The 20,539-nt window shown below is 62.3% G+C and carries 24 protein-coding genes; 14 read left to right on the plus strand and 10 right to left on the minus strand.

All coding sequences use genetic code 11. The annotated features are described in order from the left end of the window. Nucleotides 1–75: 75 nt before the first annotated feature. The 6 genes from R8L07_01125 (at nucleotide 76) to R8L07_01150 (ending at nucleotide 6,204) form a co-directional block, all read left to right on the plus strand. Nucleotides 76–1,098, plus strand: a complete 1,023-nt coding sequence (locus R8L07_01125) for a polyprenyl synthetase family protein (protein MDW3204115.1) — start codon at nucleotides 76–78, stop codon at nucleotides 1,096–1,098. 108 nt (nucleotides 1,099–1,206) lie between these two features. Next, nucleotides 1,207–2,202 carry a lysylphosphatidylglycerol synthase transmembrane domain-containing protein gene (locus tag R8L07_01130; protein MDW3204116.1) on the plus strand — a complete coding sequence of 332 codons (996 nt, stop codon included), beginning with the start codon at nucleotides 1,207–1,209 and terminating at the stop codon, nucleotides 2,200–2,202. Between the two features lie 2 nt (nucleotides 2,203–2,204). Then, a complete protein-coding gene (locus R8L07_01135) occupies nucleotides 2,205–3,782 on the plus strand; it encodes a bifunctional class I SAM-dependent methyltransferase/glycosyltransferase family 2 protein (GenBank protein MDW3204117.1) in 1,578 nt (525 codons plus the stop codon). Nucleotides 3,783–3,876: 94 nt separating this feature from the next. Continuing rightward, on the plus strand, nucleotides 3,877–4,629 hold the full coding sequence (locus tag R8L07_01140; protein ID MDW3204118.1) for a methyltransferase domain-containing protein: 753 nt from the start codon (nucleotides 3,877–3,879) through the stop codon (nucleotides 4,627–4,629). Between the two features lie 79 nt (nucleotides 4,630–4,708). Continuing rightward, nucleotides 4,709–5,701, plus strand: coding sequence for a 2-oxoglutarate and iron-dependent oxygenase domain-containing protein (locus R8L07_01145; protein ID MDW3204119.1), 993 nt, complete (start codon nucleotides 4,709–4,711; stop codon nucleotides 5,699–5,701). Then, nucleotides 5,698–6,204, plus strand: a complete 507-nt coding sequence (locus R8L07_01150) for a hypothetical protein (GenBank protein MDW3204120.1) — start codon at nucleotides 5,698–5,700, stop codon at nucleotides 6,202–6,204. The genes R8L07_01145 and R8L07_01150 overlap by 4 nt, the downstream gene beginning before the upstream one ends. Before the next feature lie 49 nt (nucleotides 6,205–6,253). Here R8L07_01150 and R8L07_01155 read toward each other — a convergent pair whose 3' ends face one another. Further along, on the minus strand, nucleotides 6,254–6,679 hold the full coding sequence (locus tag R8L07_01155; GenBank protein ID MDW3204121.1) for an organic hydroperoxide resistance protein: 426 nt from the start codon (nucleotides 6,677–6,679) through the stop codon (nucleotides 6,254–6,256). A gap of 144 nt (nucleotides 6,680–6,823) precedes the next feature. Between R8L07_01155 and R8L07_01160 the strand changes: the two genes are divergently transcribed. Further along, nucleotides 6,824–7,273, plus strand: coding sequence for a MarR family transcriptional regulator (locus tag R8L07_01160; GenBank protein ID MDW3204122.1), 450 nt, complete (start codon nucleotides 6,824–6,826; stop codon nucleotides 7,271–7,273). Here R8L07_01160 and R8L07_01165 read toward each other — a convergent pair. Genes R8L07_01165 through R8L07_01185 form a run of 5 tightly spaced genes read right to left on the minus strand, consistent with a single transcriptional unit; the run spans nucleotide 7,270 to nucleotide 10,303 of the window. Next, nucleotides 7,270–8,325 (minus strand): aminoglycoside phosphotransferase family protein, encoded by a 1,056-nt coding sequence (locus R8L07_01165; protein ID MDW3204123.1) that lies wholly within the window; start codon nucleotides 8,323–8,325, stop codon nucleotides 7,270–7,272. The genes R8L07_01160 and R8L07_01165 overlap by 4 nt on opposite strands. Continuing rightward, nucleotides 8,322–8,924: a glycosyltransferase gene (locus tag R8L07_01170; GenBank protein MDW3204124.1), complete on the minus strand. Its 603-nt coding sequence runs from the start codon at nucleotides 8,922–8,924 to the stop codon at nucleotides 8,322–8,324. Before R8L07_01170 ends, R8L07_01165 begins: the two co-directional genes overlap by 4 nt. Further along, complete coding sequence (locus R8L07_01175) at nucleotides 8,921–9,598, minus strand: TIGR04283 family arsenosugar biosynthesis glycosyltransferase (protein MDW3204125.1); 678 nt, start codon at nucleotides 9,596–9,598, stop codon at nucleotides 8,921–8,923. Before R8L07_01175 ends, R8L07_01170 begins: the two co-directional genes overlap by 4 nt. Before the next feature lie 20 nt (nucleotides 9,599–9,618). After that, nucleotides 9,619–9,852 (minus strand): membrane protein insertion efficiency factor YidD, encoded by a 234-nt coding sequence (gene yidD, locus R8L07_01180; protein ID MDW3204126.1) that lies wholly within the window; start codon nucleotides 9,850–9,852, stop codon nucleotides 9,619–9,621. Continuing rightward, nucleotides 9,845–10,303, minus strand: a complete 459-nt coding sequence (locus R8L07_01185; protein ID MDW3204127.1) for an iron-sulfur cluster assembly scaffold protein — start codon at nucleotides 10,301–10,303, stop codon at nucleotides 9,845–9,847. Before R8L07_01185 ends, yidD begins: the two co-directional genes overlap by 8 nt. A gap of 147 nt (nucleotides 10,304–10,450) precedes the next feature. On the opposite strand from R8L07_01185, the gene folE reads away from it, so the two are divergent. The 7 genes from folE (at nucleotide 10,451) to R8L07_01220 (ending at nucleotide 15,115) form a co-directional block, all read left to right on the plus strand. Continuing rightward, entirely contained in the window at nucleotides 10,451–11,047 is a 597-nt protein-coding gene (folE, locus tag R8L07_01190) for a GTP cyclohydrolase I FolE (GenBank protein MDW3204128.1), read from the plus strand. 52 nt (nucleotides 11,048–11,099) lie between these two features. Continuing rightward, the gene (locus tag R8L07_01195) at nucleotides 11,100–12,257 is read left to right on the plus strand and encodes a hypothetical protein (protein ID MDW3204129.1); all 1,158 of its coding nucleotides are present in this window, start codon (nucleotides 11,100–11,102) and stop codon (nucleotides 12,255–12,257) included. Between the two features lie 172 nt (nucleotides 12,258–12,429). Beyond that, entirely contained in the window at nucleotides 12,430–12,816 is a 387-nt protein-coding gene (locus R8L07_01200; protein MDW3204130.1) for an AtpZ/AtpI family protein, read from the plus strand. A gap of 72 nt (nucleotides 12,817–12,888) precedes the next feature. Next, on the plus strand, nucleotides 12,889–13,620 hold the full coding sequence (locus R8L07_01205) for a F0F1 ATP synthase subunit A (protein ID MDW3204131.1): 732 nt from the start codon (nucleotides 12,889–12,891) through the stop codon (nucleotides 13,618–13,620). Nucleotides 13,621–13,734: 114 nt separating this feature from the next. Further along, a complete protein-coding gene (locus tag R8L07_01210; protein ID MDW3204132.1) occupies nucleotides 13,735–13,959 on the plus strand; it encodes an ATP synthase subunit C family protein in 225 nt (74 codons plus the stop codon). Between the two features lie 76 nt (nucleotides 13,960–14,035). Beyond that, nucleotides 14,036–14,623 (plus strand): F0F1 ATP synthase subunit B', encoded by a 588-nt coding sequence (locus R8L07_01215; protein MDW3204133.1) that lies wholly within the window; start codon nucleotides 14,036–14,038, stop codon nucleotides 14,621–14,623. Nucleotides 14,624–14,626: 3 nt separating this feature from the next. Further along, nucleotides 14,627–15,115 (plus strand): F0F1 ATP synthase subunit B, encoded by a 489-nt coding sequence (locus R8L07_01220; protein ID MDW3204134.1) that lies wholly within the window; start codon nucleotides 14,627–14,629, stop codon nucleotides 15,113–15,115. Between the two features lie 387 nt (nucleotides 15,116–15,502). Here the strand turns inward: R8L07_01220 and R8L07_01225 are convergent, their stop codons facing one another. The 4 genes from R8L07_01225 to hutU form a co-directional block, all read right to left on the minus strand. Then, nucleotides 15,503–17,062 carry a TRAP transporter large permease subunit gene (locus R8L07_01225; protein MDW3204135.1) on the minus strand — a complete coding sequence of 520 codons (1,560 nt, stop codon included), beginning with the start codon at nucleotides 17,060–17,062 and terminating at the stop codon, nucleotides 15,503–15,505. Nucleotides 17,063–17,072: 10 nt separating this feature from the next. Continuing rightward, nucleotides 17,073–17,579 carry a TRAP transporter small permease subunit gene (locus R8L07_01230; GenBank protein ID MDW3204136.1) on the minus strand — a complete coding sequence of 169 codons (507 nt, stop codon included), beginning with the start codon at nucleotides 17,577–17,579 and terminating at the stop codon, nucleotides 17,073–17,075. 84 nt (nucleotides 17,580–17,663) lie between these two features. Further along, nucleotides 17,664–18,758, minus strand: coding sequence for a TRAP transporter substrate-binding protein (locus tag R8L07_01235; GenBank protein MDW3204137.1), 1,095 nt, complete (start codon nucleotides 18,756–18,758; stop codon nucleotides 17,664–17,666). Nucleotides 18,759–18,846: 88 nt separating this feature from the next. Continuing rightward, entirely contained in the window at nucleotides 18,847–20,520 is a 1,674-nt protein-coding gene (gene hutU / locus R8L07_01240; protein MDW3204138.1) for a urocanate hydratase, read from the minus strand. Nucleotides 20,521–20,539: the final 19 nt, after the last annotated feature.

Here is a 20,539-nt window from a genome sequence, read left to right on the forward strand (position 1 = left end):
TCCGCTATTTTGCGCCGTGAGTGAAAGGCCCGTTTCTACGGCATTTTTGGTTCGGAGATCGCGCGCGTGGCGACCATTCTTCCCCTGAACGAGAAGCGAGATGCGGACGCGGAGTCCCGTCGTCCCAGCCTGGACGCCCTGTTGGCGCTGATTGATGACGACCTGCGCAAGGTCAACCAGCACATTCTCGATCACATGAAGAGCCCGGTCGCGCTGATCCCGCAACTGGCCGGCCATATCATCGCGGCCGGCGGCAAGCGCCTGCGCCCGGTTCTGACGCTGGCATCGGCGCAATTGTGCCATTACGAAGGCGACCGCCATATCGCGTTGGCGGCCTGTGTCGAGTTCATTCATACCGCCACCCTGCTGCATGACGATGTGGTCGATGAGAGCGACCTGCGCCGCGGACAGGCCAGCGCCAATGCAATCTGGGGCAATGAAGCGTCCGTTCTGGTAGGCGACTTCCTGTTCTCCCGTGCATTCCAGCTGATGACGGCGGACGGGTCCCTGGATGTCCTGCGCATCCTGTCCGATGCTTCCGCCGTGATTGCGGAAGGCGAAGTCCTGCAGCTGATGACCGCAAACGAGCCGACGACAACCGAGGAAGCCTATCTGGAGGTCATCCGGTCCAAGACCGCGACCCTGTTCGCGGCCGCGACCCGGATCGGCGCGGTCGTGGCCGATCGTCCGGCCGCCGAAGAAGAGGCGCTGGAAAGCTACGGCATGAATCTGGGCGTCGCGTTCCAACTGATCGACGACGTGCTGGACTATTCCGCAGACCAGCGCGCCCTGGGCAAGACCGTCGGCGACGATTTCCGTGAGGGCAAGGTCACCCTGCCGGTCATTCTGGCCTATCGTCGTGGCGACGATCAGGAGCGGGAGTTCTGGCACCGCACGATCGAACGTCTGGAACAGCAGGACGGCGATCTGGAAGAGGCGATGCGCCTGATGACCTCGCATGGAACGCTGAGCGATACGGTTGATCGGGCCCGTCACTATTGCAGTGTCGCGCGCGACGCGCTGGGCATCTTCCCGAAGGGCGAAATCAAGGACGCGATGACCGACCTTGTCGATTTCGTCACGGACCGGGCCTACTGATTCAGGGCATTCGCCGCCGTCCGGTTGCCTTCCAAGAACGAAGCGGGTATTGAGCCGCGGAATTTTGCGGCCTTTGTCATGGCCGCTTCGACAGAGGCCCCGCCGTCCATGACGCAGTCATCCGTACCAAAGAGCCCCTGGCGCAAGCATGCCGCCATAGCTTTGAAGGTTGCCGTGACGGGGCTTCTGTTCTGGCTTATCGCCCAGGATATCGACCTTGTGGAGATCGGGGGGCTGCTGCAGGCGGCAGACCCGCTTCTGCTCTGTGCCGCGACCAGCCTGATTTTCGTGCAGCTGATATGCAACTCTCTGCGATGGCGCCGCCTGATGGCGATGGACCGCGTCGCGCTGTCCTTCGCGCATTCCTTCCGGTTCTATCTGGAAGGCATGTTCTTCAATCAGGCGCTGCCCGGGGCCATCGGCGGCGACGTCATGCGGGTCTATCGTGTACGCCCGTTCTGTTCCGGCTTCGGTCAGGCCGTGAACGGGGTCGTCCTGGATCGCGTGACCGGGCTTGTCGGCCTCTGCTTTATGATTCTGATCGGAATGCCGCTGCTGCTGGAGCGGGTCGGAGATACCGGCATACTCGGCGGCTTCGCGGGGGTCCTTGTCGCCGGCGTAGCGGGCGTGATCTTTCTGGCATTTGTGGCGCGCATGCCGGAATCCGGCCGCGGTGGCCGCCTGCGCGGTGCAGCCGTGCGCTTTGCACGATTGTTCATCCAGCTGGTGCGCCGCCCGTCCGACGCCTTGCCGATCCTGGGATTGGCGCTGATAACGCATATCATGCTGATCGCAACGGCCTATCTGTCGGCACGCGCGATCGGATTGACGTACAGCATCGAGGATTGCCTGATCGTGGTGCCGACCTCGATCCTGGTCGCGACACTGCCGATTTCGCTCGGCGGCTGGGGCGTCCGGGAAGGCGCCTTTGCCGCGGGCTTCGTACTCATCGGCGCGGCGACCTCAGGCGACGCCGGACCCGTCGCCCTGGGAATCGTGATGGGCTTGGAAATGTTGGCCGTCGGCCTGATCGGCGGTGCAGTATGGTTCTTCGGTGGGGCCGTCCGTCCCAAGGAACCGGTTACGGCCGAAGGAGGGGAATAGACATGGCGAAGAAATCCACTGCGAAAAAGGCGTCGCGCAAGACGGCGGCAAAGAAGTCCGCCCCGAAGCAGGCCGGCGCAGCGCAGCCCAAGGCCGCGACGGGGAAACATTGGCGCGATCGCTTGTCGAAGCGCAAATCGTCGATCCTGGACCATATCGAAAACATTGCCGTCAAGCGCGATTCCTGGCGCGATCGGAACGCTGGCTTCTATGCCGACGACCTTGCCTTCATGAAGTTCCTGATCCCCGAGGGATCCCGCATTTTGGACCTCGGGTGCGGCACCGGGACGCTGCTGGCCGATCTGAAGCCATCCTATGGCATCGGCGTCGACTTTTCGGCCAACATGGTCGATGTGGCCCGAACCAATTATCCGGAACATGAATATCCCGAACTGCAGTTCCGGGTCGGTGACGTTGAGCAACTTTCCTCGGTCCGTCGTGAACTGGAAGGACCGTTCGATTTCATCGTTCTGTCGGACACACTGGGTTTTCTGGACGATTGCCAGGCGACGCTGGATCAGCTTCACGACCTGTGCGACGAGGAAACCCGGATCGTCATTTCCTATTACAGCCATCTTTGGGAACCGGTCCTGAGGGTCGGCGAAGCGGTCGGGATGAAGATGCCTCAGCCGGAGGTCAACTTCCTGAGCCCGGCGGATATCGCAAACATCCTGGACCTGTCGGATTTCGACGTCATCAAGACCGAATGGCGGCAGTTGATTCCCGCCCGCCTTCTGGGCCTGGGAACACTGATCAACCGATACATCGGCACATTGCCGCTGATCCGTAAGCTGTCGCTGCGCCATTTCATTGTGGCCCGGTCGAAACGGAAGGCCAAGCGCAAGAACCTGTCGACGACGGTGCTGGTTCCCTGCCGGAATGAACGCGGCAACATCGAAAGTGCCGTCACCCGCCTGCCCCGCTTCTGCGAGGATATCGAGGTGCTGTATGTCGAGGGCAACTCTTCCGACGGAACCTATGAGGAATGCGAGCGGGTGCGCGACCATTATGCCAAGCCCGAAAACGGCGGCTGGGATATCAAGGTCTTCAAGCAACCGGGCAAGGGCAAGGGCGATGCGGTCCGAAAAGGGTTCGATGAGGCACGCGGCGACATTCTGATGATCCTGGACGCCGACCTGACCATGCCGCCGGAGGAACTGCCGAAATTCTATGAGGCAATTGCGACCGGAAAGGGCGAGTTCATCAACGGATCGCGGCTTGTCTACCCGATGGAAAAGGGCGCGATGCGGTTTCTGAACTACTGGGCGAACCGCACCTTCGCGATGATCTTTTCCTTCCTGCTGAACCAGCGCTTCACCGATACGCTGTGCGGCACAAAGGTCCTGACCAAGGCAGATTACGAGAAGATTCAGGCCGGCCGCTCCTATTTCGGAGATTTCGACCCGTTCGGCGATTTCGACCTGATCTTCGGGGCTGCCAAACAGAACCTGAAGATCGTGGAAATTCCGATGCGATACGCCGACCGCACCTATGGGGAGCCGCAGATCAGCCGCTTCCGGGACGGCTGGCTGCTGCTGAAGATGGTCGTCTTCGCCTGGCGTAAGCTGAAAGCATTCTGATGACAGCCGCATCGGTGCCCCCACAGTTGCAGGGGGCTTCTGCTCAGGGCATGAACAACGAAGATTCCTGCGTTTCCGGGAACATGGGGGGGCGATGACCCAAGATTTGGACCCGCGCCTGCAATCGCATGCCACCGCCTGGGAAAAGAAGGCCAGCCTGAGGGCGGTCTACGGCGATTATTACCGGCGCATGCTGGACGCGCTGCAGAAGGATGGCGCCTATCTGGAAGTCGGCGCGGGATCGGGGCACAGCCGCGATTTCACCGAAGGCATGGATGTAACGCGCCTCGACATCCTGCCCGCGCCCTGGGTCGATACGGTGTGCGATGCCCAGGCCCTGCCCTTCCCGGATGACAGTTTCGACGGCATTTTTCTTCTGGACGTGCTGCATCATCTCGCGGAACCGCGAAAGTTCTTCGAAGAGGCGGCGCGAGTCCTGAAACCCGGGGGCCGCATCGCGATGATCGAGCCCGGGATCACGCCGCTGAGCTGGTTGTTCTACAACTACCTGCACGAGGAGCCGGTGGACATGTCGGCATCCCCGCTGGAGCGGCAGCCCTATGGCGAGACCAAGGATCCTTTCGAAAGCAATCAGGGCATTCCGACCCTGCTGTTCCGGCGGCAGGAACATCGCATCGCCCTGTCGGAAACCGTTCCGGCCCTTCGCAGCGTTTCCCGCGAATGGCTCAGCCTGTTTGCCTATCCGCTGACCGGCGGCTTCAAGTCCTGGAGCCTGATCCCGGCCGGATTGGCCGAAAGACTGGTACGCCTGGAGGACAAGCTGCTGCCGGCATTGGGCATCTTTATGGCATTCCGGCTGTTCGTGGTGATGGAGAAACGCCGCTGAGCGGTGGCATTCACCATTTACAGAAAATCTGTTTCGCCTGAGAGTGGTTCCAGTCGATGGAATTACGGAGGGCCGGTTCATGTCGGAAACTCTGCTGGCGATGCTGGATGACCGGCTGCGGGCGCAGCGGCAGGACTTTGACCGCATCCCTGTGATCGACATTTCCGGCATCCGCGACGGCAGCGACCGGGACACCGCAGCGCGCGGCATGAACTGGGCCCTGGCGAATACCGGGTTCATGTATGTCAAAGGGCACGGCGTGCCGGACGATCTGGTTGACGCTACCTTCGCCGCCGCCCGTGCCTTCTTCGCGCAGCCCGATGACGTGAAGATGCCCTTGCACATTACCAATTCCGGCACGGCTCTGCGCGGCTACACAGAGCTGTTCGGCGAGAACACAAACCCGGGCGTCACGCGGGATTACAAGGAATGCTTCGATATCGGGATCGAGTATGACGGTCTGACCGGCCCCTTCCACGGCAGGAACCAGTGGCCCGATCTTCCGGATTTCAAGCAGACCGTCTCCGCCTATCTGGATGCGATGCTCTCGACGGCACGGACCGTCCTGGAGGGAATCGCGGTCAGCCTGGACCTGCCATATGACTATTTCGCCGAGAAGATGACCCAGCCCGTGATGATCCAGCGCCTGATCCACTATCCCAGTCAGGCCGGCCAGGTGGATGAGAGGATGATCGGCATCGGGGCCCATACCGATTACGGCCTGATGACCATTCTGGCGCAGGACGATGTCGGCGGACTTCAGGTCATGAACCGATCGGGAGAATGGGTCGAGGCGCCCCCCATTCCGGGGACGTTTGTGGTCAATATCAGCGACCTCGTTCAGCGCCTGACCAACGACGCCTATCTGGCGAACCTGCATCGCGTGGTGAACGTTTCCGGCCGGCAGCGCTATTCCATGCCCTGTTTCGTCGACTGCGACATTGATGCGGTCATTGAGCCGCTGCCGTCCTGCGTAACGGATGCCGCGCCGCTGGCCTATGCGCCGGTGCAATGCGGCCTGCACAAGATGTCCCGCTACGCAGCGACTTTCCCGCATCTCGCCGCGGAATGACCGGGCTTTCGGACGCCCTGCGTTCCTGGGACGGAAAATCCACAGTGGCGCTACGGGCCCAATACGCAAGGCACGGCGACACGCCGGACTTTGTCGACAGGCTGCTGTCCGCGCCGGCGGGATCACGTCGTGCGGCGACCTGGTTGATCAAGATGCATGTCGAAAAGGGTCATCGACTGAATGCGCCTACCGTCGCGCGCCTGATCGAACTCGCGGGGGATGAAACCGCACATTGGGAAACCGTGCTGCACTGCCTTCAGGCCCTCGCGCTTCAATCCATCCCGGAATCCAAAACCGAGGAGCTGGCCTCCACCTTGAAGCAGCTTACCGGTCACAAGCGCCCCTTTGTCCGTGCCTGGGCCTATGGCGGCGCGCTGTCTCTGTCGCGTCAGGTGCCGCACCTCGTCGACTGGGCGGATTCGTTGTGCCGCGCAGCCCTGCAGTCAGAGCCGCCTTCCATCCGGGCCAGATTGAGGCAACTGGGATATCCGCCGCCGGCGTGAAGAAATCTGCCCGGTGGCACCGGGCAGGTTCCTCCTGTTCCACGTGCAGTTACTTGATCGACAGTTGAACGTCGATGTTATTCCGGGTCGCGTTGGAATACGGGCAAACCTGATGCGCTTCGTCGACCAGCTTCTTCGCCGTATCACCGTCCAGACCCGGCAGTTCGACTTCCAGCGCGATCTCCAGACCGAAACCGCCTTCGGAGCGCGGACCGATCCCGACATTGGCGGTGACACTGGTATCGGCCGGGACCTTCACACCCGTCTGCGATGCGACGAACTTCATCGCGCCGATGAAGCAGGCGGCATAACCCGCCGCGAAAAGCTGCTCGGGGTTGTTCCCCGCGCCGCCACTTCCGCCGAGTTCCTTCGGCGTCGACAGTTTGACATCCAGACTGCCATCCAGGGTCTTGGAATGGCCGTCGCGTCCTCCGGTGGCACGGGCGACCGTGCGGTATTTAAGATCCACGGACATGGTTCATATCTCCTTCAATGAGAGGTTAAGTCCAACCCGATTAAATCGTGCACGATATAAATAAGCCAAAGGTCCTCTCTGTCAAGCGCTTGCGATTGTATCGCGCACGATATATATGATATGGCGAAGCTGGAGATGCAAACCATGGTCGATACAGACAACGCCCTGATCCCCGTCGCGGATCTGCTCTGCTTTTCGGTCTATTCCACGTCGCACGCGTTCAACCGCATCTATAAGCCGATGCTGGACGAACTGGGGCTGACCTATCCACAGTACCTCGTGCTTGTCGCATTGTGGGAACAGGATGATCGGACCGTGGGAGACCTGGGAAGAACCCTGCAACTTGAATCGAATACGCTCACGCCATTGCTGAAGCGCCTGGAAACCGCCGGTCACGTTGTGCGCAGACGGGATCTGAACGATGAGCGCCAGGTCCGTGTCAGCCTGACGGAGTCGGGGCGCACCATGAAGAGCAGGGCAACTGAGATCCCCGTCTGTATTCTCGACAGTATCGGGGTGGACCTTGAGGAGTTGCAGGATCTGCAGCACCGAATAACGGCTCTGCGCGATCGCCTGAACCAAACCGACGCCTAGGCCCAGTCCGACCGTACCCGCGCGACAATATCCGGTGACAGATAACAGTCGACCCGCCCTCTGACATGGTCGATCAGCGCAGTGTCCGTATTCTCCGCCGACCAATCCTCCGTGTCTTTCGCATCTTGTTTGTCGGCGCGCAGGGTCTTGCGGCTTTCCACGCGCCACTTGGCGCACCAGGTGACGGACCATAGCCACATGAGGCGGCGCATCGGCATCAGATAGGGTTCCAGTGATGCTGCCAGGTCGCCAGGCATTGCGCCACGCCAGGCGTCGTAGAATTCGTCGACCTGCGTCCGGCTCGGCTCGGAGTAAGTCGCGACGTCCCAGGTCGTGGAGGTATAGAGCGTGGCATGGGCAAGATCGAAGCCGGCCCCGCCATACCGCCCCTTCTCCAAATCGACCAGAAAGGCTCGCCCCTTTCCGTCGACCATGAAGTTTCCGGGATGCGCATCGAAGGAAATCAATCGTGCCGGCGCCGGTGGCAGGTCCGCGGCGTCTCGGGCCGCGGCGGTCAGTTCTTCCGCAATCATGTCGGCGCTGTCCGGATGCAGATCCGCGTGATCCAGGAAGATTGCCTGACCCTGCACTTCGGCCAGCGTTGCCGCCATCGGATTTGGCTGATCGATCAGGGGCGCGCGGTCGACCTGCGCCGGCACGGGCAAGGCATGGATCGATGCCAGCGCTTCCGCTGCCAACGGCAATTCCTCAGGCGCGGACAGTACACGGCCACGAATTCGATCGACAATCAGCGCCCCCATGGGCAGTTCCACGCTCGGCATCAGGATCCCGTGACAGGCCGGCGCATGCCCACCGCGACTCATCCGCTCAAAGCACGCCGCCTGGTAGGTCAGGTTGCGCGCCGCATCCAGTCGCATCTGACTTTGGCGTGGAACCCGCAGCAGAAGGTTCCTCCCCTCGATCGCCACATGATCATGCGCCAGCCCCGTGGTTGGGAAGGGTGCTAGGTCTTCCAGGGAGAGGCCATCGAATCCGGGGTGATCCTTCAGGGCCCGGTGCAGGGCCGGAAGACGCTCCGCAATGGTGGTCATGATCTACCTCGCTTCCGGTACCGCCAATAATCCTCGCCCGTGTCGATATCATCCTTCTCACCGATCAGACCATGGCTGTATCCGGCAGGAAGACTAGCGATTGTATCGACAAGCGCATGCGGGCCCGACCACCGCACGTCGGCCATGAATCCCCGCGGCACCGGTCGCCGGCGCGCCATGCCGGCCAGCCAGTAACCGCCGTCCGAGGCCGGACCGAACACGGCATCCCGCCGCCCCAAAACCTGGAAAGCCGCCTGAATATCCTCGACCCGAATATCGGGAATATCGCTGCCGACAATGATGGCTGGTCCCGGCGCGAGGCTACGCAGAACCGCGGTCATCCGCTTACCCAAATCACCCGGCGGCTGGAGGAGAACATCGTGACCGGCAAAGAATGCAGCACCGGCGTCCTTTGGATGCGCGACCGCCACCGATAGCTGCCAGGGGCCAACGACCAGCCTCCGCAGAGTCCGGGCCAGATTGGCCCGATAGAAGCGGTGGGCACCCAGCCTTCCGATGTCCGCCGCCAGACGCCGTTTTCCAACACCCAGTCGCGGTGCGCGCGCGAAAACCACCACCTGTCGCGCCGGTCCGCTCATCCGTAGATCCTGCGGATCGCCCAGGGCGGCACGCCCAGAAAGTAGAGGGCCAGGCATAAGAGGTTCCGGGCACTGCGTCGCAGATAACCGTCACGCCGGAACTTCTCGGACGAGGTGACCAGGCGCGCATCCAGGCAAACCAGCCTTTTCTTGCCGATCCGGCGCGCCAGCGCGACATCCTCCATCAGCGGCAGGTCGGGATACCCGCCCAGACTTTCCAGAAACGCGCGGGACACCAGCAATCCCTGATCCCCATAGGGCAGCCCGAGCACCCGGCAACGCCACGCAACCAGCCGTTCCAACCGTCGGGCCGATGCGCTGCCATCGTCCAGGGCGAAGGCAAAATAGCCGGCAAGCGCCTCAGAACCCGGATCGGCCATAAAGGCCGCGACCCGTCGGTCCCAGTCTTCGGGCAGCCGGGAATCCGCATGAAGGATCATCAGCCATTCCGCCAATGCCGCGTCGACGCCTGCCTGGATCTGCGGGCCGCGCCCACCCTCGGCGGCGGTCAGCCTGGCCTGATGTCGGGATGCCAGATCCGGCGTCGCATCGGTCGACCCGCCATCGGCAATGACGAGGTCCAGATCGAGCCTTTCGGAGGAAAGCTGCGGCAGCAGCGCCTTCAACCCGGCGGCCGCATTCAGGGTCGGAATGACGACGGTAAGCCCAGGCAACCGGTCTTTGGCGTTCCCGGTCAATCGGGTACCGGGTCATGGCCGGACCCGCCCCAGGGATGACATCTCAAAATTCGCTGGACCGTAAGCTTTCCGCCGCGCAGGGCCCCATGCCGCCGTATGGCTTCCAGTCCATATTCGGAACAGGTTGGAAGAAAGCGGCAGCGTCGCCCCAGAAAGTAGGACAGTGTGACGCGATAAAGCTGGATCATGCCGATCAGCAGCCAGGCGGCGGGGCTGTGCCGTTCAGCCATCGGTACCGGTGTTGCCGCCGGCAACGGCTTCTTCCACAGCGCGGACCACCGCCTTGAAGGGAAGCAGGATCGATGCATGCCGCGACTTGTGATTCCGGGCCGGTTCCAGCACGGCCAGATCGGCCCAGTCGCCTGAAGGTGCCGGCCCGCCGCGTTTCAGCATGGCTTCCAGGGCATCCCGAATACTTGTCAGTTCGTCGAGGTCTCGCCCTTCCGCATGGGCCTTCATGATTGCCGCCGCGGACTGGCCCAGCGCGCAGGCACGGACCTGCTGGCCATAGGCGGCAATACGGCCATCCGGCGACAGTTTCACGTCCACCCGGATGCGGCTGCCGCAAAGCGGGCTGTCCATCTGAACGGTCGCGTCGGGATCGGCCAGCCGGTCATCCTTGGCGAGGCCACCCGCCAGGGTCAGGATCCGGTCGTTGTAAAGTGCTTCGTGGCTTTCCATATGCCGTCTACCGCGCGGATTAGGCCGAAATTGGAAAAGGTTTGTCGCAGGTGATATTGTTGACTTCACCGGCCTTTGCAACGATATAGCCGCATTCTACGCGGGAAACATGGTTTCCCGAAGACTTCAGGAAAGGTATCCGTCGCCATGTCCGATAAGGCGCTGCGCCCGAAAATCGTCTCCGGCCGTCCCTCGCAGGAAGAAGCCGAGGAGGCCGTACGGACGCTGCTGCGCTGGGCCGGTGACAACCCGGAACGCGAAGGCCTGATCGATACGCCCAACCGCGTCGTTCGCTCCTATGCCGAATTCTATTCCGGCTATGCCATCGATGCCGAGGAAGAATTGCGTCGCACCTTCGAGGAAACCGAAGGCTATGACGAAATGGTCATGCTGCGCGGCATTACCTTCGAAAGCCATTGCGAACATCACATGGTACCGATCATCGGCACCGCGCATGTCGCCTACCTGCCCCGCACCCGGGTCGTCGGGATTTCCAAGCTGGCCCGCGTCGTCGACATTTTCGCCAAGCGCCTGCAAACCCAGGAAACGATGACGGTACAGATTGCGCAGGCGATTGAACGCGCCCTGCAGCCGCGCGGCGTCGCGGTCGTAATCGATGCCGAACATCAGTGCATGACCACCCGCGGCATTCACAAGCCCGGGGTCAGCACGATCACCAGCCACATGCTGGGCGCCTTCCGCGAGAACCCGGAAGCCCGCCGCGAATTCCTGGCGATGATCTGATCTTTCACGGTATAGTCGCCGGCATGGTGCTTCCGCAGGGCGACGACCACCAATGACAGTGCGTTTGACCATGGCTCCGGTCCGGGGCCTGCGGCTTTGCGTGGCTACGTTGCTACTGCTCGCCCTCAGCATCCATCATTCGGTTCAGGCCCACGCCAAGATCCGGTCGGACATTGCGTCCGCGGCGGCCTGCGAGGCCGGGCGGGATGGTCCGGCAAGCCTGGATGCGGGAACGCGTGCGAACATTCTGTCGCCGCCGAAACGCGGCGGCCATCCGGTCCATGTCGATATCGGCCTATATGTCGAGCGTCTGGATTCGATCAGCGAGGTCGACCATTCCTTCCAGATCGAAACCTTCATGGAACTGATCTGGTGCGATCCCCGCCTTGCCTATCTGGACGAGGTGAACGCTCCGGACAGGAAAGTCTTCCTGGAAGACCGCGCCCGTGAGGAATACGGCAGGATCTGGGCCCCGGACATCATCTTCATGAACACGGCCGCGCCGCCGGACGTGCAGCAGGAGGAACTGATCGTCTTTCCCGACGGAACGGTACTGTACGAGGAGCGGGTCGCGGTCAGCCTGAGAACCCGCTACGACTTCACCAAATTTCCTTTCGACAGCCAGCGGCTGGTGATCGAAATCGAATCCTTCTCCTGGCCGTCAAGCGACCTGATTCTGCACCGGGATGAATCGAAGATCGGTTTCTCCGAAGGATTCAACATTCCGTCCTGGGACCTGACCGGCTTCACGTCCGAAGTTCGAAATGTCCGTGAGATTCGCGACCGCGACACGTTTTCCGAACTGCTGCTGGCAATCGAAGCAGAGCGGGTGTCGGCCCCGTTCGTCTATCGCCTGATCCTGCCGCTCCTGCTGATCGTGATGATTTCCTGGTCGGTTTTCTGGCTCCGCACGTCGGATACCGGACGCTTCGGAGTCACCTTCACGACCATTCTGACCGTGGTCGCGTTCAACTTCGTGGTCACGGACAAGCTACCCAATGTGCCGGAGGTGACCTATCTGGAAACGCTGTTCGGGTTCGCCTTCCTGTTCCTGCTGCTGGTGGTCATCGAGAACACCGTAGCCGACCGCCTGACGGCCCATGGCCGGGAGGATCGCGCCGAGCGTGTGGACGCCCTGGCAAGGGTCGCGTTTCCGGTCGTCTTCTTTGTCGGCGCGGCGCTGGTGACCTACGGTTTCGGCATCCTCTGACCGACCGGAACGCCGGGCCGCGTCGCGCTGCCGCACGGGCGGTTTTGCAGGGCCGGATTCCTTGACTCCTATAGGCGGCGAGACTAGTGTCCGCGCGCGTGGAAAAGGGGGGCAATCGCCACACCGCCACGGCGTTTAGAACGGTACAGAGTTTCAGGGGGTATCCGACGCAATGACCGAGGGCGACAACAAGCCCTCATCGGACGATTTCGACGCCCGTCTGCGGGCCGCCCGAAACGCCTATGAGGCCCGTTCCGGACGGTCAAAGGACGCCGGGGACGGCACCCAGCCGAAAACCGGCATGCAAGGCATCGGCTTCGCCCTTCGCGTCGGTACCGAACTGGTCGCCGCCACCGGCATCGGGGTGGCGATCGGCTACGGGCTGGACAGCTGGCTGGGCACGGGTCCCTGGCTGTTGATCGTGTTCCTTTTCGTCGGCGGTGCCGCGGGGGTCACGAATGTTTACCGCCTGGCCAGCGGCATGGATCAGGGCGTCGGCTGGCGCCGTCCAGGGGACAGCCCCCAGGACAAGGACGACGGCCGGGGCGGAAAGAGTTAGAACGCGTAACTTGGGTTAACCCGCGGGCGCCGCAACGGCACCGCAAGAAGAAGATCGAGGAAAGGGGTCGCCGTGGCTGGTCCGCTCGAACAGTTTCAGATCAAAACGCTCGTCGACGGTCCGGTCGACGCTGTCGCCTACACCAACTCGTCGCTGTGGATGTCGATCACGGTCATTGTCGTGACCGTCTTCATGCTGCTGGGCATGTCGAAGCGCGAAATGGTGCCGGGTCGCTGGCAGTCGATCGCGGAGTCGATGTACGAATTCGTCGGCAACATGATACGCGACAATGTCGGCGATGAAGGCCGGAAGTTCTTCCCCTTCATCTTCACTCTGTTCATGTTCATCCTGTTCGGCAACCTGCTGGGCCTCGTGCCGGGCAGTTTCACCTTCACCAGCCACATCATCGTCACCCTGGTGATGGCGTTGTTCGTCTTCCTGATGGTCACGCTGGTTGGCCTGCTGAAGCACGGGCTGCATTTCTTCAGCTTCTTCGTGCCGTCGGGCGCGCCGATTGCGCTGTATCCGCTGATGATCCCGATCGAGATCATCTCTTACCTGTCGCGTCCGGTCAGCCTGTCCGTCCGTCTGTTCGCCAACATGATGGCCGGCCATACGATGCTGAAGGTCTTCGCGGGCTTCGTCTTCGGCCTGGGTGCCGCGACCGCCGGTATCGGCGGCATCCTGCCGATCACCATGATGGTCGCCCTGACGGGCTTCGAAATTCTGGTCGCCTTCCTGCAGGCCTATGTCTTCGCGGTACTGACCTGTCTGTACCTGAACGACGCCCTCCACCTGCACTAAGGCGCCGAAACACGTTTCACCGGGATCGGACGGGCCACAAACAATCCCCGTCCGACCCATCACGAAAGCACGGGCCACACATCATCCCCGTGCGACTTGGAAGGAGTAGTAACCATGGAACTCGATGCAGCGAAAATGATCGGTGCCGGTCTGGCCGTTATCGGCCTGTCGGGTGTCGGTATCGGTATCGGTAACATCTTCTCGTCCCTGATCTCGTCGGTCGCCCGCAACCCGGCCTCCCGTGGCCAGGTCTTCGGTCTGTCGATGCTGGGCTTCGCGCTCGTCGAGGCCGTCGCGCTCTACGCGCTGGTCATCTCCTTCCTGATCCTGTTCACCTGATCCGCTGGGACGATTGTCGCGAGGCGCGCCGAATGCGGCACGCCTCACCACGGATCCGGATGAAAGGGGACCAGGAATGAACCCGATTACACATACGGGCATTCGCATTGCGGCAGCCGCCGCCATGGTAACGGCTTTTGCTCCCTCGGCCTTTGCGGCCGAAGGCGGGTCGTCCATGCCCCAGCTGGACTTCAGCACCTATTCCAGCCAGGTCTTCTGGCTGGTCGTGACCTTTGCGGTGCTGTTCATCCTGATGTGGAAGGTGGCGATCCCCCGCGTCGGAGAAGTGATCGAAGCGCGCGAGCAGAAGATCCGGGCCGATCTGGAACGGGCCGAACAGCTCCGCACGGAGATTGAAGAAACCGAACAGGCGGTGGAGAAGGCTCTGGCCGACGCCCGGTCGGAAGCGCTCGAAATCCTGCGCAAGGCGCAGGACAAGATCGTAGCCGACCACGCCAAGAAGCAGGAAAAGCTGGACGCTGAACTCGCGAGCAAGGTCGCCGATGCGGAATCCCGTATCGAAGACGCCCGCAAGGAAGCGCTGGCATCGGTGCGCGACGTGGCTGAAGAAGTCGCTGCGGCATCGATCGAAAAGCTGACCGGCGATGCGGCGGACAAGGGCACCGTCTCCAAGGCGATCAACGCCGTCTCGAAGGGGGCATAAGGTATGGAAATTCTTCAGGATACCAATACCTGGGTCATCGTCTCCTTTGTTCTCTTCTTCCTGCTGGTGGCCTGGAAGGGTCGCTCGGCCATCGCGAATGCGATTGACGGACGGATCGAACGGATCCGATCGGAAATTGCGCAGGCCGAACAGCTCAAGGAAGAGGCGACGTCCAAACTGGCGGAGCTGAAGCGCGCACAGCGTGATGCCACCGACCAGGCGGCCGCCATCGTGGAGAATGCCAAGAACGAAACCAAGACCATGAAGAAGGAGCAGGACGCCCGCTTCAAGGAAGCCATGGAACGCCGTGAAAAGCAGGCCATGGACAAGATCGCTCAGGCGGAAGCCAACGCGATTGCCGAAGTGCGCAGCCTCGCCGTCGACATGGCCATCGCCGCCACCACCCAGGTCCTCAAGGACCGCATGGGTGGCAAGGAAGGCGACAAGGCCATCGACGACGCGATCGCGACCCTGCCGACCAAATTCCACTGATCTCGGTTCGATAAGAACGGCGCCGCAAGGCACCGACAGCAAAGGGCCGCTTCCCAGGGAAGCGGCCCTTTCTCTTTGCCCCCAGGTCTCACCGCTGAGAGGATATGTCCAATCATCCCTCTCCCCTTGGGAGTGGGTGGCCCGAAGGGTCGGGTAAGGGCCTGCGATGGTTGCCGAACGGCACGAACTCCCCCTCACCCCGGCCCTCTCCCTCTCCCTCAAGGGAGAGGGAGAAACGGAACCTTTCTTGGCGCCGAAACAAAGAAGGCTCCTGCTTGCGCAGGAGCACAGGTTGCCTAATCCGTCCGTGCTCCTGCGAAAGCAGGAACCTCCCTGACAAGACCATCGTGCTGAAACAGCGAAGGCTCCCGACCTCGCAGGATGAGATCAGAACAGCCAGGCCGGCAGCGCTGTGGCTAGGCCCGGCAGCATCCAGACCGCCGCCACGCCCAAGGCCTGAAGGCCGATGAAGGGCAGTACCCCGGCATAGATTATGCCCGTCGTCACCTCCGGCGGGGCCGCACCGCGCAGATAGAACAGCGAAAAGCCGAAGGGCGGCGTCAGGAAGCTGGTCTGCAGGTTGATGGCGATCAGCACAGACAGCCAGACCGGGTCGTGCCCCATCAGGATAAGCGCCGGCGCCACGATGGGCAGCAGGATCACCGAGATTTCGACGAAATCGAGGAAGAACCCCAGGACGAAGACCAGGATCATGACGAAGATCAACGCCCCATCAGCGCCCCCCGGCATCAGGGTCAGGATTTCTTCGATCCGCGCGTCACCGCCCAATCCACGGAAAACGAGGGAAAAGACGTTGGCCCCGATGATGGTGCCGAAGATCATCGCGCTGACCGTCATCGTCCCGGTCGCGGCGTCTTTCAGGATGCCCGCCTTGCCGGTCGTCCGGAAGGCCTTGATCAGGGCCAGGAGCACGACCAGCGTCAGCACGATCCCGATCGCGCCGATCAGATAATCGCCGCCGTCCAGATCCCCACGCTGCAGCCGCACCGGCGCAACTCCGGCCAGCACCGCCAGGATGGCCAGCGCACCACCGCCGATCAGCACCAGTTTGCGTGTGCGCGCATCCCCGAGGCGCAGGGCTGCCAGCAGAACTGCCCCGATCGCGCCTACCGACGCGGCCTCCGTGGGGGTCGCGATGCCGCCCAGAATCGAACCCAGGACGGCGATGATCAGCACGACCGGCGGAATCAGGACGCTCATCACGCCGCCCTTGCCGTCCGATGCATCATCCACCCGGCGCAACGCCGGCGCCATGGCGGGCCGCAGATAGGCCGTGACCATGATGTAGGCGATGTACAACGCGACCAGTACAAGGCCCGGCACCAGTGCGGCTGCAAAGGTCTGACCGACGCTGATCGTCTCCACAGTGAACTTGCCTTCGGCAAACTGGGCCTGCTGATAGGCATTCGACATGACATCCGACAGGATGATCAGCAGCGTCGATGGCGGAATGATCTGCCCCAGGGTGCCCGCGGTGCAGACGGTGCCGGCCGCCAGCCTCTTGTCATAGCCGTTGGCCAGCATGGTCGGCAGCGCGATCAGCCCCATCGCCACGACGGTTGCGCCGACAATTCCGGTGGAGGCCGCCAGCAAGGCACCGACCACCACGACGGACACGGCCAGTCCGCCGCGAACCGAGCCGAACAGGCGCCCCATCTGTTCCAGCAGGTCCTCCGCGATCCGGCTTTTTTCCAGCACCGCCCCCATGAAGACGAAGACCGGAATGGCGATCAGTACCGGATTGGTCATGATCCCGTATATGCGTTGCGACAGAGCACCCAGCAGACCGGTGTCGAAATGCCCGGTCGACCAGCCGATCAGCGCGAACAGCAGCGCGATGCCGATCAGCGTGAAGGTAACCGGATAACCTAGCAGGATGGCGAGGCAGAGCCCCGCGAACATCAGGACGTCGAGATAGTCGAGCAGGACCATGCGATCAGGCTTTCGGGGATGATTTCAGGCGCGCGAGATCGCGCAGCAGACAAGCCAGCCCCTGGAGTGCCAGGAGCAGGCAGAATGCAGGGATCAGCGATTTCAACAGGAAGGAAGCCGGAATGCCGCCGACGGAGATCGCACCGTCCAGGTTTTTCCAACTGTTGAAGACAAAAGGCCAAGTGAACCACGCGATTACCAGCGCGCCGGGGATCAGGGCCAGCAGCGCGCCCAGCACATCCATCCGCGCCTTGCCACGCGCCGACCAGCGGCCATAGAAGATATCGACACGCACATGCCCGTCCAGCAGCAGCGTGAAACCGGCGCCGAGCATGAAGAGCGCACAATGCATGTAGAGGACGCTTTCATCCAGGAAGATGAAACTGACGCCGAAGACATAGCGCAACAGGACGATACCGAATTGCAGCGCCACCATGGCAACCGCCAGCCATCGCACCGTACTGCCGACAGCGCGGTTCACGCCATCCAATCGATCCGCAAGAGACGCCATGGGCCATTCCGATTGTAGCAAGCAAGGAAGCACCGGTCCGGGAGTATACCCGAACCGGTGCCCAACAGGATCAAACCTTCAGACTCAGTACTTGTAGTCCAGCGCGCGGGCGTTCATCTGCCCGTTATCGGCATAGACCATGTAGTCGGAGATCGAGCCGCGATACGCCATGAAGCTCTCGACGATCCGCTTCACCAGGTCGTCGGAATCATCGCGCAGTTCCGTCATGACTTCGCCGGCGGCGTTGCCCATGGCGACGATGACTTCTTCCGGCAGCATCTTCACCTGAACGCCCTTTTCGGCGACCAGTTGCTGCAGCGCCAGCGCATGCTTGGTCGTGTATTCCGTCCAGACATCGTTGTAGAGCGACTTGCACGCCGCCTCCACGGCCTGTTGCAGGGACGGCTCCAGCGCGTCGAACGCTTCCTTGTTGACCGCGCATTCCTCCGCCGACGACGGCTCACCCACGCCCGGCCAATAGTAGTTCTGCGCGATCTGGTAGAAGCCCAGCGCCGAATCCGTCCACGGACCGATAAATTCGCCCGCGTCGAGGGCGCCGGACTGCATCGCCTGGAACATGTCGCGACCGCCCATGGCCTGAACCGCCATACCCAGCTTGGCGCACATTTCGGACGCCAGACCGGTGGTGCGGAAACGCAGCCCTTTCAGGTCGTCCACCGACTTGATCTCCTCCCGGAACCAACCGGCCCATTGCGGACCGGAGTTGCCGCACAGGAAGGGCTTCAGATTGAACCGGCCGTACATTTCGTCATACAGCGCCTGTCCGCCGCCATGCGTCAGCCAGCCGACCTGTTCGTCTGCCCGAAGGCCGAAGGGCTGCGAACCGAACAGCAGGATGCCCTTGGACTTGGACCCCCAATAGGCCGGAACAGCATGGTACAGTTCGGCCGTCCCTTCGGAGACGGCGTCGAAGACGCCCCGACCGGGGACCAGTTCACCGGCCGCGAACAACTTCACTTCCAGCTTGCCGCCGCTCAGTGCCGTGATGCGGTCGGCCAGCATCTGGGCCGCCACACCGGGTCCGGGCAGGTTCTTCGGCCATGCTGTCACCATTTTCCATTGCTGCACACCCTGGGCGATCGCCGGGGTCGCGAATCCGGCTGCTGCGACGCCCGCCGCGACGGCACCGGACGCCTTGAAGAAATCACGTCTTTTCATGATCACACACTCCCTGTTCTGCGTTGCACTGCACAAAAGATACGCGAACCGAACTGTCGCGCATCGGAAATATTGCTTCCCCTCGGGATCAATTGCCGAGAATACCGGGAAGGCGAAGCCCGTTCTCCTTGGCGCAATCGATCGCAATGTCATAGCCGGCATCGGCATGGCGCATGACGCCGGTCGCCGGATCGTTCCACAAAACGCGTTCGACCCGCTGGGCCGCATCGTCCGAGCCGTCGCAGCAGATCACCATGCCGGAATGCTGACTGAAGCCCATGCCGACCCCACCGCCATGGTGCAGCGAAACCCAGGTCGCCCCGGACGCGCAGTTCAACAGCGCGTTCAGCAGTGGCCAGTCTGACACGGCATCGGACCCGTCCTTCATGCCTTCCGTTTCGCGGTTGGGGCTGGCGACGGAGCCGCTGTCCAGATGATCGCGGCCGATCACCACCGGCGCCTTCAACTCCCCGTTCTTCACCATCTCGTTGAAGGCGAGGCCGAGGCGGTGGCGCTGACCCAGGCCGACCCAGCAGATGCGAGCCGGCAGGCCCTGGAAGGAAATCCGCTCCCGCGCCATGTCGAGCCAGTTATGCAGATGCTCGTCGTCCGGGATCAGTTCCTTCACCTTCTGATCGGTCTTGTAGATGTCCTCCGGATCGCCGGACAGCGCGCACCAGCGGAACGGCCCGATCCCCTTGCAGAAGAGCGGGCGAATATAGGCCGGTACGAAACCGGGGAAGTCGAAGGCGTTCTCTAGCCCCTCTTCCTTCGCGACCTGGCGGATGTTGTTGCCGTAATCCAGGGTCGGCACGCCCGCCGCGTGGAATTTCAGCATCGCTTCGACATGGACGCGCATGGAGGCGCGGGCCGCCTTCTCCACCGCCGCCGGATCGCTTTCGCGCTTTTCCTTCCACTCGGCCATGGTCCAGCCCTGCGGCAGGTAGCCGTTGATCGGATCATGGGCGGAGGTCTGGTCGGTGACGATGTCCGGACGCACGCCGCGCTCGGCCAGTTCGGTGAAGACGTCGGCGGCATTGCCCAGCAGACCGACCGACTTCGCCTCGCCCGCCTTGGTCCAGCGGTCGATCATCTCCAGCGCCTCGTCCAGGGTTTCGGCGCGTTCATCGACATAGCGGGTACGAATGCGGAAATCGATGCGGTCGGAATCGCACTCCACGGCCAGGCAGCAGGCCCCGGCCATGACAGCGGCCAGGGGCTGCGCGCCGCCCATGCCGCCCAGGCCGCCGGTCAGGATCCACTTGCCGGTCAGGTCGCCGTTATAGTGCTGGCGCCCGGCCTCGACGAAGGTCTCGTAAGTGCCCTGGACGATGCCCTGGGAGCCGATATAGATCCACGACCCGGCGGTCATCTGGCCGTACATCATCAGGCCGACCTTATCGAGCTTATGGAAATGCTCCCAGGTTGCCCAATGCGGCACCAGATTGGAGTTGGCAATCAGGACCCGCGGTGCGTCCTTGTGGGTCTTGAAGACGCCGACCGGCTTGCCCGACTGCACGACCAGGGTCTCGGTCTCGTCCAGCGTCTTCAGCGAATCCGTGATCATGTCGAAATCGTTCCAGGTCCGCGCGGCCCGACCGATGCCGCCATAGACGACCAGTTCATTCGGGTTCTCCGCGACCTCCGGATCCAGGTTGTTCATTATCATCCGGTAGGGCGCTTCGGTGACCCAGCTCTTGCAGTTCAATTCGGCGCCATGCGGGGCACGAACGGTTCGGGTGTTGTGGCGCGGGTTCGACATGACGGTCATTCCTTCGTTC

It is taken from the genome of Alphaproteobacteria bacterium (genome assembly GCA_033344895.1).
Lineage (GTDB): Bacteria > Pseudomonadota > Alphaproteobacteria > UBA8366 > Aestuariispiraceae > Pacificispira.